General features: G+C 66.8%; 11 protein-coding genes. 9 read left to right on the top strand and 2 right to left on the bottom strand.

What is annotated here, in order from left to right; genetic code table 11:
- The 4 genes from GS4_RS07980 to GS4_RS07965 are packed head-to-tail and all read left to right on the top strand — an operon-like array spanning position 1 to position 4,664.
- Positions 1-2,094: an acetyl/propionyl/methylcrotonyl-CoA carboxylase subunit alpha gene (locus GS4_RS07980; protein WP_007619350.1), complete on the top strand. Its 2,094-nt coding sequence runs from the start codon at positions 1-3 to the stop codon at positions 2,092-2,094.
- Positions 2,091-3,248, top strand: coding sequence for an acyl-CoA dehydrogenase family protein (locus GS4_RS07975; protein WP_007619337.1), 1,158 nt, complete (start codon positions 2,091-2,093; stop codon positions 3,246-3,248). The genes GS4_RS07980 and GS4_RS07975 overlap by 4 nt, the downstream gene beginning before the upstream one ends.
- Positions 3,249-3,261: 13 nt before the next feature.
- The gene (locus GS4_RS07970; protein WP_007619335.1) at positions 3,262-4,062 is read left to right on the top strand and encodes an enoyl-CoA hydratase family protein; all 801 of its coding nucleotides are present in this window, start codon (positions 3,262-3,264) and stop codon (positions 4,060-4,062) included.
- Positions 4,059-4,664 (top strand): TetR/AcrR family transcriptional regulator, encoded by a 606-nt coding sequence (locus GS4_RS07965; RefSeq protein ID WP_007619332.1) that lies wholly within the window; start codon positions 4,059-4,061, stop codon positions 4,662-4,664. The genes GS4_RS07970 and GS4_RS07965 overlap by 4 nt, the downstream gene beginning before the upstream one ends.
- Positions 4,665-4,693: 29 nt before the next feature.
- Here the strand turns inward: GS4_RS07965 and GS4_RS07960 are convergent, their stop codons facing one another.
- On the bottom strand, positions 4,694-5,698 hold the full coding sequence (locus GS4_RS07960; protein WP_007619330.1) for an alpha/beta hydrolase: 1,005 nt from the start codon (positions 5,696-5,698) through the stop codon (positions 4,694-4,696).
- Positions 5,699-5,948: 250 nt separating this feature from the next.
- Here GS4_RS07960 and GS4_RS07955 point away from each other — a divergent pair, with 250 nt between their 5' ends.
- The 5 genes from GS4_RS07955 to tuf all read left to right on the top strand — a co-directional run bounded on the left by GS4_RS07955 (position 5,949) and on the right by tuf (position 11,757).
- Positions 5,949-6,830, top strand: coding sequence for an exodeoxyribonuclease III (locus tag GS4_RS07955; protein WP_007619328.1), 882 nt, complete (start codon positions 5,949-5,951; stop codon positions 6,828-6,830).
- A gap of 509 nt (positions 6,831-7,339) precedes the next feature.
- The gene (gene rpsL, locus GS4_RS07950; protein WP_007619326.1) at positions 7,340-7,711 is read left to right on the top strand and encodes a 30S ribosomal protein S12; all 372 of its coding nucleotides are present in this window, start codon (positions 7,340-7,342) and stop codon (positions 7,709-7,711) included.
- A gap of 6 nt (positions 7,712-7,717) precedes the next feature.
- Complete coding sequence (rpsG, locus tag GS4_RS07945; RefSeq protein WP_007619324.1) at positions 7,718-8,188, top strand: 30S ribosomal protein S7; 471 nt, start codon at positions 7,718-7,720, stop codon at positions 8,186-8,188.
- Between the two features lie 88 nt (positions 8,189-8,276).
- On the top strand, positions 8,277-10,382 hold the full coding sequence (gene fusA, locus GS4_RS07940) for an elongation factor G (protein WP_007619322.1): 2,106 nt from the start codon (positions 8,277-8,279) through the stop codon (positions 10,380-10,382).
- Positions 10,383-10,566: 184 nt separating this feature from the next.
- Entirely contained in the window at positions 10,567-11,757 is a 1,191-nt protein-coding gene (gene tuf / locus GS4_RS07935; RefSeq protein WP_007619320.1) for an elongation factor Tu, read from the top strand.
- Between the two features lie 291 nt (positions 11,758-12,048).
- On the opposite strand, the gene GS4_RS07930 is transcribed toward tuf, so the two are convergent.
- Positions 12,049-12,906 carry a CDP-diacylglycerol diphosphatase gene (locus GS4_RS07930; protein WP_040509904.1) on the bottom strand — a complete coding sequence of 286 codons (858 nt, stop codon included), beginning with the start codon at positions 12,904-12,906 and terminating at the stop codon, positions 12,049-12,051.
- Positions 12,907-12,998: the final 92 nt, after the last annotated feature.

Below are 12,998 nucleotides of genomic sequence, written 5' to 3'. Positions count from 1 at the left end.
ATGACAACCGATAGCACCACGTCGGCCAGTACCGACACGGCAGCGGCCATCGACCGAACGGCGATCGCCGGGGCCCGGATCACCTCGGTCCTCGTCGCCAACCGAGGGGAGATCGCTTGCCGGGTCTTCCGCACCGCCCGCGACATGGGTCTCGACACCGTCGCGGTGTTCTCCGACCCGGATGCAGACGCACCCCACGTCCGTGCGGCCGATCGTGCGGTCCGGCTGCCGGGATCGACGTCTGCGGAGACCTATCTGCGGGGCGCGCAGATCATCGACGCCGCGCGGTCCGCGGGCGCCGACGCGATCCATCCCGGGTATGGCTTCCTCTCCGAGAACGCCGACTTCGCCCAGGCGGTCATCGACGCCGGTTTGACCTGGATCGGGCCGCCGCCGTCGGCGATCACCGCCATGGGCTCCAAGGTCAACGCCAAGAAGCTGATGGCCGATGCCGGGGTCCCGGTACTCGGCGACATCGATCCCGAGTCGGTCGGCGACAGCGATCTCCCGCTGCTGATCAAGGCCTCCGCCGGTGGGGGTGGACGCGGCATGCGGATCGTCCGGACCCTCGACGAGTTGCCGGCACAGGTAGAGGGCGCCGCACGCGAGGCGGAGTCGGCCTTCGGCGACGCGACCGTGTTCTGTGAGCCTTACGTTGAACGCGGCCACCACATCGAGGTACAGGTGATGGCCGACGCACACGGTGGCATCTGGGCGGTCGGTGAGCGCGAGTGCTCCATCCAGCGCCGCCATCAGAAAGTCGTCGAGGAGGCCCCGGCGCCACTGGTCGAGCGGATCGGCGGCGATCTCCGGGAACGGCTGTTCGCTGCCGCTCGTCAGGCGGTGGCCGCCATCGGGTACGTCGGTGCCGGGACGGTGGAGTTCCTCGCCGACGAGTCCGGGCGTTTCTACTTCCTGGAGACCAACACGCGTCTGCAGGTGGAGCATCCGGTCACCGAACTGACCACGGGCACCGACCTCGTCGAATGGCAGTTGCGGGTGGCCTCGGGCGAGGCCCTCGACGCCGAGCTGCCGCCGCCGACCGTCGGACACGCGATCGAGGTGCGCCTCTACGCCGAGGACCCGGGCGCCGACTGGCAGCCGCAGTCGGGGACCGTGCACGATCTGGTGCTGCCGGCCGATGTCACCTTCGGTCCGCTGGATCGGCCGGGCATCCGGATCGATGCCGGGATCGGTCCCGGATCCGAGATCACCACCTTCTACGATCCGATGCTCGCGAAGGTGATCAGCTGGGCGCCGAATCGTGGACGTGCTGCGGCCATGCTGGCGCGAGCACTCGCCGATGCTCGGATCCACGGTCCGGTGACCAACCGGGACATGCTGGTGAACACGCTGCGCGAGCAGCGGTTCCGGGCCGGTGACACCGACACCGCCTACATCGACACCGTCGGCCTGGACGTGTTGTCGGCGCCACTGGCCGGTGACGCCGACGTGCGTGCCGCGGGCATCGCCGCGACGCTGTCGGATGCGTTGGCCGCCCGGCGAACTGCTCGCGTCCAGGGCGGTCTGCCGTCCGGGTGGCGCAACCTGTTCTCCGCTCCGCAGGTCAAGCGGTACCGCCGGGTGGGCGTCGATGCCGATCCACTCGAGGTGCGCTACCGACACGGACGCAACGGGTTCGCACTCGTCGATGATCCCGACATCTCCGTCGTCGGGGTCACCGAAGGCCTCGTCGACCTCGAGATCCGCGGGGTGCGGTCCGCATTCGTGGTCACCGGCCACGGCGACGACATCTTCGTCGACGGTCCGTCCGGTGCGGTCGCCCTACGCCGCGAACCCCGCTTCGTCGACCCGGCGGCGGTGCAGCGTCCCGGATCGCTGCTGGCCCCGATGCCGGGATCGGTGATCCGGGTCGCGGTCGCACAGGGCGACCGGGTCGTCGCGGGCCAGCCGCTGCTCTGGCTCGAGGCGATGAAGATGGAACACACGGTTTCGGCACCGGCCGACGGGGTCGTGAGCACCTTGGCCGTGGCGGCAGGACAACAACTCTCGGTCGGTGATGTGCTGGCCGTGATCACCGACGACGACACCCCCACACCCACTCAGGACCAACAGGAAGAGGCCGTCAGATGACCTTCACCGAGACCGATGAGCGTGCCGACCTGCGAGCGTCGGTGGCCGCGTTCGCCGCGAAGTACGGACAGGAGTACTTCCGCGAGTGTGCCCGCGAGGGCCGCAAGACCGACGAGATGTGGAGTGAGGCCGGAAAGCTCGGCTTCATCGGCGTCAACCTGCCCGAGGAGTACGGCGGTGGCGGGGCGGGCATGTACGAGCTCTCCATCGTGATGGAGGAGATCGCCGCCGCGGGCACCGGATTGTTGATGCTGGTGGTGTCGCCGGCCATCTGCGGCAACATCATCGCGCGATTCGGCACCGACGAGCAGAAGCAGCGGTGGATCCCGGGGTTGGCCGACGGTTCGATCACGATGGCGTTCGGCATCACCGAACCCGATGCCGGGTCGAACTCGCATCAGATCACCACGACCGCGAAGCGCGACGGTTCCGACTGGTTGCTGACCGGCCGCAAGATCTACATCTCCGGTGTCGATCAGGCACAGGCCGTGCTGATCGTCGCGCGGACCGAGGACTCCAAGACCGGCAAGCTCAAGCCGGCCCTGTTCATCGTGCCCACCGACGCGGAGAACTTCGAGTACAAGCAGATCGAGATGGAGCTGCAGAACCCGGAGAAGCAGTTCCTGCTCTACCTCGACGACGTGCGACTGCCGGCCGACGCCCTCGTCGGCTCCGAGGACGCGGCCCTGAGCCAGCTCTTCGCCGGACTCAACCCCGAGCGCATCATGGCCGCCGCCTCCGCGGTCGGCATGGCACGGTTCGCGCTCGGCAAAGCCGTCTCCTACGTCAACGACCGGACCGTGTGGAAGACGCCGATCGGAGCTCATCAGGCCATCGCGCATCCGTTGGCGCAAGGCAAGATCGAGCTCGAGATGGCCAAGCTGATGATGCAGAAGGCTGCGACACTGTACGACGCGGGCGACGACTGGGGTGCGGCGGAGCCGGCCAACATGGCGAAGTACGCTGCCGCGGAGGCAGCTGTGAAGATCGTCGACCACGCGGTGCATTCCCTCGGCGGCAACGGTCTGACGAGCGAGTACGGCCTCGCCCCGATGCTGAGTCTCGCGCGCATCGCGCGCATCGCGCCGGTGAGCCGGGAGATGATCCTCAACTTCGTCGCGCAGACCAGTCTCGGCCTGCCGAAGTCGTACTGATCGGGCCGCGCCGATGACCGAAGTCGTCCACGTCGACGCCGAGGCGGGGGTCCTCACCCTGACCCTCGACTCCCCGAACAACCGAAATGCGCTCGGTGAGGCTCTCGTCGCCCAGCTGTTGGCTGGGCTCCGGCGAGCCGAGTCCGACCCCGACGTGCGGGCGGTGGTCCTCACCCACGCAGGTGGGACATTCTGTGCAGGTGCCGATCTCGGCGAGGCGCTGCGCCGCGGCGCGAGCGTCGAGGAGGCCTCGGCCGCGGGCACCACGGCCATGCTCGACCTGATGCGGACCATCTTGGAGTTGCCGAAGCCGGTGATCGCCAAGGTCGACGGTCACGTCCGGGCCGGAGGTTTCGGACTGCTCGGTGCCGCGGACATCGCCATCGGCGGTCCGGCGTGCACCTTTGCGCTGACCGAGGCCCGGCTCGGGCTGGCGCCGTCGGTGATCTCACTGGTGTTGTTGCCGAAGCTCGGCTCGCGGGCAGTCGGCCGGTACTTCATCACCGGGGAGACCTTCGGTCCGCTCACCGCGGTGGAGTCCGGTCTGCTGAGTGAGGCGGTCGGCGACAGCGGAGCCGTCGACGCAGCGGTCGAGCAGGCGTTGGCCGGAATCCGAAAGGCGTCACCGCAGGGACTGGCCGCGTCGAAGGCGCTCACCACCGCCGACGTGCTGGCCGACTTCACGCGGTACGCGAAACAGCGTGCGGGTGAGTCGGCCGAGTTGTTCGCCTCGGACGAGGCGCGAGAGGGGATGTCGGCCTTTCTGGCCAAACGTGCGCCGCGCTGGGACATCACGCAGAATGCGTCGTCGTGACCATCGCCCGCGCACCCCAGCAGGAGCGTTCCCGACTGACCCGTGAGCGTCTGTTGTCGTCGTGCATCGACGTGCTGGCGCGCGACGGGTGGGCTGCGGCGACCGTTGCCGCGGTGGCCGAGAACGCCGGTGTCTCCCGCGGGGCAGCACAACACCACTTCCCGACGCGGGAAGCCCTGATCACGGCCGCCCTGGAGCAGATGTTCGATGAGTTGACGACGTCGGCATCGGCGCGGCCCGGCGGCCTCCCGGCTCCCGGACCGGACCGGATCCGGGCGGTGGTCGAGCGTGCCGTGGCGATCTACACGGGCACCGAGTTCAAGGCCGCGTTGCAGGTCTGGGCCGCGGCGGCATCGGACCCGACTCTGCGCGAACTGATCCTGCCGATGGAGGAGAAGTTCGCGCGCGCGGCGCACCGCATGACGGTGCTCGCACTCGATCCGACCGGCGAGGACGAACGGGTCCACCGCCTCGCCCAGGTGACACTGGACCTCGCGCGCGGACTGGGGCTCGCCGACACACTGTCCGACGACTCCGCTCGACGCGCACTGGTGGTCGCCACCTGGTCAGATCAGCTCGTCGAGGTGCTCGGGGATCGCTGACCGCGCGGCCGACGCACCGGTGGTCGGGATCAGCTGATCTTCAGGGCCCGGGCCAGAGTCGGCCAGGCGCGGTGGAGATCCTGGTTCCAGTAGCCCCACGAGTGCAGACCCTTGCGGAAGTCGTAGGTGACCTTCACGCCCGCCTGATCGGCCTGCCGCTTGAAGGCGTGGGTGCACTGCAGCACGACACCCTCCAGGACTCCGCCGACCGGGGACGCCAGCCCCGCGAGTCCGAGTGCCGGGTCGGGCAGTCCGTCACCGACCGCGACGTAGACCGACTTGCCGCGCAGGGCGGCGACCCTCGAGGCAGGGTCGTGCGAATTCCATCGGTCGTCACCCAGCGGGCCCCACATGTTGTCGGGGTTGCCGCCACGGGTCGCCACCGATGACGCGGTCGCCTGGCGGAACTCCCTGTTGCCCTGATCGAGGCAGCCGCTGAAGGCCGCGACCCCGCGGTACAGCGACGGGTGCCGGACTGCGATGGACATCGCGCCGAGCGCACCCATCGAGAGGCCGCCGATCGCGTTGACCCCGTTGCCGTTGAAGCGCTTGTCGATCAGGGGCGGCAGTTCCTTGGTCAGGAACGTCTCCCAGCGGTTGAGGCCGAGTACGCGGTCCTTGGTGCGCCAGTCGGTGTAGTACGACGCCGTGCCGCCGATCGGGAGCACCACGTTGACGTTCTTCCCGGCCATGAACTTCACGATGTCGGTCTGGTAGGTCCAGCCGCTCTGCGTGTAGTTGGTGTAGACGCCGCCGTCGATTCCATCGAGGAGATACAGGGTCGGCCGCGGCCTGCTGCGGTCGCGGGGAAGCAGCACGCTCACGTTCACCGGTCGGCCCATCGCCGCCGAGAAGACGGTGAGCTTGGCGCGGGTGGGCGTGCTGTGTGACACGGCGAGGATGCGCGCGGAGGCGGCGACCCGGGCGCTGTCGGTCGACGGCTCGGCAGCGGCGACCCCCGCGGCCGACACGGTTCCGGCGACGGCCAGGACGGTGGCCAATGCGGACATGACGATGCGACGACACCGTGACATTGTTCTTTTCCCCCACAGCGAGATGGTCTGCTCACCTGCGTCATCGCCGTTCCGGATCCCCCCGAAGCGTCGACGCGACGTGGCCCCCCAGCCAGACGTCACCCAGGTCAATCAACCAGAGTGAATCATGAGTTCGGCCGAAAAGGAACCGCACAGGCCGAACTGCAGGTGTCCACGCCCGACGGTGGGACTGGTGGGGCCGTGTGGTCATGGCGCCGGTGTGCCGGACCCGCCGACTACGGTTGATTCCATGCGCGTCGCGACCTGGAACGTGAACTCGGTCAAGCAACGTATCCCTCGGCTGCTGCCCTGGCTGGATCAGCGGGCACCCGACGTCGTCTGTCTGCAGGAGACGAAGCTGTCGGACGAGGCGTTCGAGGAGGCGCTCGGCGCCGACCTCGCCGAGCGCGGGTACGAGACGGTGCACGTCGGGCAGGGACAGTGGAACGGCGTGGCGTTGCTCTCGCGCGTCGGCCTCGACGACGTGATCCGCGGATTCGACGGCGCGCCCGGCTATCCCGAGCCCGATGCCCCGGCGGAGGCGCGGGCGGTCTCGGCGATCTGCGGCGGGGTGCGGGTGCACTCGCTGTACGTCCCCAACGGTCGGGAACCGGACTCCGATCACTACACCTACAAACTGGCCTGGCTCGAGCGACTGCGGCAGGTCGTGGCGCCCGACGCCGACTCGACGATGCTCTGCGGCGACGTGAACATCGCTCCGGCCGACGCCGACGTGTTCGACCCCGCCGCCTACGTCGGGCACACCCACGTGACCGGTCCCGAGCGTGCGGCACTCGCCGGACTCATCGACCTCGGCCTCCATGACGTCGTGCGGGAGCGCTGGCCCGACGACCGGGTCTTCAGCTACTGGGACTACCGAGCGGGGATGTTCCACAAGGACCTCGGGATGCGGATCGATCTCATCCTCGCCGGCGGGCCCGTCGCCGAGCGGACGCGGGCCGCGTGGGTCGACCGGCAGGCACGCAAGGGCAGCAAGCCCAGCGATCATGCCCCGGTCATCGTCGACCTCGACGAAGCGCCCGACGGCGACATCGGTCCGGTGGTCCCACCGCCGTCGAATCCCGCCACACGGGGGAGTGTCACTGTGAAGCTGCCGCAGACGCCGGAGTGATCCCGAGGCCTTCTTTTCCGCCCTCCGACCTGGGAACACATTGCGGCGCCGGGACGTTGACACCACATCTGCTCATCGTCGGTTCACCCGGCAGACACCGACCCGACTGCCTCGGGATCCGTTTTTTGACCTGTAGAAACTCGATCGGTAGAGTTGATCGTCGGTGCCCGGCACATGCTGGGCCAGTCCGCGTGCCCTCGGTATCGCCCCGCGCGGTGTTCGTGAAGCAGGATTCTCGCAATCCTCGCCACGTAGCGAGGCATTCGGACTGACAGACGATACCGCCGTCGGGTATGCGACACACCCGACCTCGGGGTAGCGAAATATGTACTGACCGGCGCTTACGTGCTGGTGGGGCGAGTTGTGGAAGCAACTGGGAACGGCTCGACCGTTCCTGGGCGCTTGCCCGGAGCACCAACCGCAACACAACAAGAGAAGACGCCGCCGCGACGCGGTCTCCAGGGACCGGGCGTGAACGGCATCATGCCGACAAAGGAAGAAACACTTACGTGCCAACGATCAACCAGCTGGTCCGCAAGGGCCGTCACGACAAGGCCGCGAAGACCAAGACCGCGGCCCTCAAGGGCAGCCCGCAGCGCCGTGGCGTGTGCACCCGCGTCTACACCACCACCCCGAAGAAGCCGAACTCCGCGCTGCGCAAGGTGGCCCGTGTCCGCCTGACCAGCTCCGTCGAGGTCACCGCTTACATCCCGGGTGAAGGCCACAACCTGCAGGAGCACTCGATGGTGCTCGTCCGCGGTGGTCGAGTGAAGGACCTCCCCGGTGTCCGCTACAAGGTCATCCGCGGCTCGCTGGACACCCAGGGTGTCAAGGACCGCAAGCAGGCTCGCAGCCGCTACGGCGCCAAGAAGGGGAACTGATAAGTCATGCCACGTAAAGGACCCGCTCCCAAGCGCCCCCTGATCAGCGACCCGGTCTACGGTTCGCCCGTCGTCACCCAGCTGGTGAACAAGATCCTGCTCGACGGCAAGAAGTCGACCGCCGAGCGCATCGTCTACCAGGCTCTCGAGCAGGCTCGTGAGAAGACCGGTACCGATCCCGTCGTGACCCTGAAGCGCGCACTGGACAACGTCCGGCCGACGCTCGAGGTCAAGAGCCGCCGTGTCGGTGGCGCCACCTACCAGGTGCCGATCGAGGTCAAGCCCGGTCGCGCCAACACGCTGGCACTCCGCTGGCTGGTGACGTTCAGCCGTCAGCGCCGCGAGAAGACCATGGTCGAGCGCCTGGCCAACGAGCTGCTCGATGCCTCCAACGGCCTCGGCGCGTCGGTCAAGCGTCGCGAGGACACCCACAAGATGGCCGAGGCCAACCGGGCGTTCGCGCACTACCGCTGGTGACCTGTACGGGTCGGTCGGGGCAACGGTGCTCCGGCCGGCCCGCCATCATCATCAACATCAAGCTCTAGCGAAATTGCGAGGCGATTAAGTGGCACAGGAAGTGCTCAGCGACCTGAGACAGGTTCGCAACATCGGCATCATGGCGCACATCGATGCCGGAAAGACCACCGCTACCGAGCGAATCCTCTTCTACACCGGTGTGAACTACAAGATCGGTGAAACCCACGACGGTGCCTCGACCACCGACTGGATGGAGCAGGAGAAGGAGCGGGGCATCACCATCACCTCCGCTGCGGTGACCTGCTTCTGGAACAAGAACCAGATCAACATCATCGACACCCCGGGTCACGTCGACTTCACCGTCGAGGTGGAGCGCAGCCTCCGCGTGCTCGACGGTGCCGTCGCCGTCTTCGACGGCAAGGAAGGCGTCGAGCCGCAGTCCGAGCAGGTCTGGCGCCAGGCGGAGAAGTACGACGTCCCGCGCATCTGCTTCGTCAACAAGATGGACAAGCTCGGTGCGGACTTCTTCTTCACCGTGCGCACCATCTCCGAGCGCCTCGGTGCCAAGCCGCTGGTCCTCCAGCTGCCGATCGGCGCAGAGGACGATTTCGACGGCGTCGTCGACCTGATCGAGCAGAAGGCGATCACGTGGCGCGGCACCGTGCAGATCGGTGCCGAGCCGACGATCGAGGAGATCCCCGCCGATCTCGCCGATCAGGCCGCCGAGTACCGCGAGAAGCTGCTCGAGACCGTCGCCGAGAGCGATGAAGCCCTGCTGGAGAAGTACTTCGGTGGCGAAGAGCTCTCCGTCGACGAGATCAAGGGCGCCATCCGCAAGCTCACGATCGCCCGGGAGTACTACCCGGTGATCTGCGGCTCGGCGTTCAAGAACAAGGGTGTGCAGCCGATGCTGGACGCGGTCATCGCGTACCTGCCGTCGCCGCTGGACGTCCCGTCCGTCGAGGGTCACGCGGTCGGCAACGAGGAGGAGATCCTCTCCCGCAAGCCGTCCGCCGACGAGCCGTTCTCGGCTCTCGCGTTCAAGATCGCCGCGCATCCGTTCTTCGGCAAGCTGACCTTCGTCCGCGTCTACTCGGGGCACATCACCGCGGGTACCCAGGTCCTCAACGCGACCAAGGGCAAGAAGGAGCGCATCGGAAAGCTCTTCCAGATGCACGCCAACAAGGAGATGCCGGTCGAGGACGCGACCGCGGGCCACATCTACGCGATGATCGGACTGAAGGACACCACCACCGGTGACACCCTGTGCGACTCGAGTGCCCCCATCGTCCTGGAGTCGATGAGCTTCCCGGACCCGGTCATCAACGTCTCGATCGAGCCGAAGACCAAGTCCGACCAGGAGAAGCTGGGCACCGCGATCCAGAAGCTGGCCGAAGAGGATCCGACCTTCTCGGTCCAACTGGACGACGAGACCGGCCAGACCGTCATCGGCGGCATGGGCGAGCTGCATCTCGACATCCTGGTCGACCGCATGAAGCGCGAGTTCAAGGTCGAGGCCAACGTCGGCAAGCCGCAGGTCGCGTACCGCGAGACCATAAAAAAGACGGTCGAGAAGCACGAGTTCACCCACAAGAAGCAGACCGGTGGTTCCGGCCAGTTCGCCAAGGTCATCATCAAGCTCGAGCCCCTCGTGGACGCCGAGGATGGTGCGACCTACGAATTCGCCAATGCCGTCACCGGTGGCCGTGTCCCGCGCGAGTACATCCCTTCGGTGGATGCCGGTGCGCAGGACGCGATGCAGTACGGCGTCCTGGCGGGCTACCCGCTGGTGAACCTGAAGGTCACCCTGCTCGACGGTCAGTACCACGACGTCGACTCCTCGGAGATGGCCTTCAAGATCGCCGGCTCGCAGGCCCTCAAGGAAGCCGCCCGGATCGCCAGCCCGGTCATCCTGGAGCCGATCATGGCCGTCGAGGTCACGACTCCGGAGGACTACATGGGTGACGTGATCGGCGATTTGAACTCCCGCCGTGGCCAGATCCAGGCCATGGAGGAGCGCAGTGGTGCACGTGTCGTCAAGGCGCAGGTGCCGCTGTCGGAGATGTTCGGCTACATCGGAGACCTCCGGTCGAAGACCCAGGGCCGAGCCAACTACTCCATGGTCTTCGACTCGTACGCGGAAGTTCCCGCGAACGTGTCGAAGGAGATCATCGCGAAGGCGACGGGTGAGTGAGCATCGCAGGGCGCGCAGCGCCCGAGGAGCGGAGCGAATCCGGAGTCGAGAAATCGTGATCATCGCGAAGGCGACTGGCGAATAGTCGACCGCTTTCGCGGGGCGCTTCGGCGCAGCAACGTAAGAAGAAAACACTGCTGGGATCCGCCCAGTAGAGCAACAACAGTCCAGGAGGACAAGGAAAGTGGCGAAGGCGAAGTTCGAGCGGACCAAGCCGCACGTGAACATCGGCACCATCGGTCACGTCGACCACGGCAAGACCACCCTGACCGCGGCGATCACCAAGGTGCTGCACGACAAGTACCCGGAACTCAACAAGAGCTTCGCGTTCGATCAGATCGACAAGGCTCCTGAAGAGAAGGCTCGTGGCATCACGATCAACATCTCGCACGTGGAGTACGAGACCGACAAGCGCCACTACGCGCACGTCGATGCCCCCGGTCACGCCGACTACATCAAGAACATGATCACCGGTGCGGCTCAGATGGACGGCGCGATCCTCGTGGTCGCCGCCACCGACGGTCCGATGCCGCAGACCCGCGAGCACGTGCTGCTCGCTCGTCAGGTCGGTGTGCCCTACATCCTGGTCGCACTGAACAAGGCCGACATGGTCGACGACGAGGAGATCATCGAGCTCGTCGAGATGGAGGTCCGCGAACTGCTGGCCGGCCAGGAGTTCGACGAGGATGCCCCGGTCGTCAAGGTCTCGGCGCTGAAGGCCCTCGAGGGTGACCCCGAGTGGACCAAGTCGGTCGAGGAGCTCATGGCTGCCGTCGACGAGTCGATCCCGGACCCGGTCCGCGAGACCGACAAGCCGTTCCTGATGCCCGTCGAGGACGTCTTCACCATCACCGGCCGCGGCACCGTGGTCACCGGTCGTGTGGAGCGCGGCGAGGTCAACGTGAACGAGGAAGTCGAGATCGTCGGCATCCGCGAGAAGAGCAGCAAGACCACCGTCACCGGTATCGAGATGTTCCACAAGCTGCTCGACTCGGCACAGGCGGGCGACAACGCCGGTCTGCTGCTGCGCGGCCTCAAGCGTGAGGACGTCGAGCGTGGTCAGGTCATCGTGAAGCCGGGCACCACGACTCCGCACACGGAGTTCGAGGGCCAGGCATACATCCTGAGCAAGGACGAGGGTGGTCGTCACACCCCGTTCTTCAACAACTACCGTCCGCAGTTCTACTTCCGTACCACGGACGTGACCGGCGTCGTGACCCTCCCCGAGGGAACCGAGATGGTCCTTCCGGGCGACAACACCGAGATGAGCGTCAAGCTCATCCAGCCGGTCGCCATGGACGAGGGTCTGCGCTTCGCCATCCGCGAGGGTGGCCGCACCGTCGGTGCCGGCCGCGTCACGAAGATCAACAAGTAGTGACGATTTCCCGCACCCGCGGGAGGAGCGCGCGAGCGTTGTCCTTCGGGTGCGGGCCTGCGTCACGGATCAACAAGTAGTGACGATTTCCCGCACCCGCGGGAGGAGCGCGCGAGCGTTGTCCTTCGGGTGCGGGCCTGCGTCACGGATCAACAAGTAGTCAGTTGATCTAGACGAATACCACAGGCGCCCGGTCACGAAAGTGGCCGGGCGCCTTCGTTGTTGCCCCGCCCGATTCGGTGGTACGAATCGACCGAGAGAGACGGTTCGTACTACGGAATCGGGGCAGGGTCACCTGGCGAATGCGAACAGGTGATCCGTCGTCGACGTTCCCCCGTGGGGAATCCCGGAGTCGCTGCTCAGCACGTAGTAGCCGCCGCCCGGTGCTCCGATGACCGCGATCATCTGGTTCGGCATCGCTGCTGCGCCGACCGTCTTCTCGAGTGACTCGAAGAGGTTCGGCAGACTCGACACCCGCGCGACCCGGAACAGTCGTTCCTTCAGAGTCGGGTCCTTCTTGACCGGGATCGCGATCGGATCGTGCGTCTTCCACGCCGAGATGCCCGAACCGACCTTGCCCGCCTTGTCGGCGGCGATGATCGCCTGTCGTGCCGGTGCGTAGACGCGCGTCATGTGGATGTGCATCTGATGCAGTCGCCGGGTGGTCTGAGAATTGATGCCCAGCACGACGTCGGCATTGGCCGGTAGTTCCTTCTTCGCCTCGGTCCATGCGACCGACCACAGATTCGGAAACGACGTGCTCCACGCAAGGTGGCATTCGATTCCGGCCACACGATCGACGGGCAGCAGCAGTTTGTCCTCCGGACCGCCGGGGTCGTTGCCGTTGCGGACCGCGTACAGCCTCGTGGGTTGGGTGGGGACCGGCTCCACCCGATTGCCTGCCTTGGGGGTCTTGACAGTCGCATCCTTCACCTTGAGCCACAGGCCGTCCGAGTCGGTGTCGAGCCCACAGGGTTCGGTGACCTGTGGTGTCCCGAGGGGTGCGCCCAAGTCCAGTGAACCGGTCCCGGGCGCCGCGGCCGCAACGCCCGCGACCACGCCACCACCCGTCAGCGCCACGACGCCGACGGTCGCGAGCGCCAGCAACGTGCGCGCCATCCTTGGCTGCCGGTGGGCGATCTCGTCCATGGCCGTGCCTCTCGCAGGTGAGCCTCGACGTGCTCGTATGAAGCGAGAGTGTGCCACTGTGCACCGGGGTCGGCATCCGAACCACCGATTCG

Origin of the sequence: Gordonia soli NBRC 108243 (assembly GCF_000334455.1) — a bacterium.
GTDB lineage: Bacteria > Actinomycetota > Actinomycetes > Mycobacteriales > Mycobacteriaceae > Gordonia > Gordonia soli.
This window is presented reverse-complemented; position numbering and strand designations above follow the sequence as displayed.

Coding starts and splice junctions, on each gene's coding strand:
- GS4_RS07960 (WP_007619330.1), bottom strand. CDS start 5,698: ATGTCACGGTGTCGTCGCATCGTCATGTCCGCATTGGCCACCGTCCTG.
- GS4_RS07930 (WP_040509904.1), bottom strand. CDS start 12,906: ATGGACGAGATCGCCCACCGGCAGCCAAGGATGGCGCGCACGTTGCTG.
- GS4_RS07970 (WP_007619335.1), top strand. CDS start 3,262: ATGACCGAAGTCGTCCACGTCGACGCCGAGGCGGGGGTCCTCACCCTG.
- GS4_RS07975 (WP_007619337.1), top strand. CDS start 2,091: ATGACCTTCACCGAGACCGATGAGCGTGCCGACCTGCGAGCGTCGGTG.
- rpsG (WP_007619324.1), top strand. CDS start 7,718: ATGCCACGTAAAGGACCCGCTCCCAAGCGCCCCCTGATCAGCGACCCG.
- GS4_RS07955 (WP_007619328.1), top strand. CDS start 5,949: ATGCGCGTCGCGACCTGGAACGTGAACTCGGTCAAGCAACGTATCCCT.
- GS4_RS07980 (WP_007619350.1), top strand. CDS start 1: ATGACAACCGATAGCACCACGTCGGCCAGTACCGACACGGCAGCGGCC.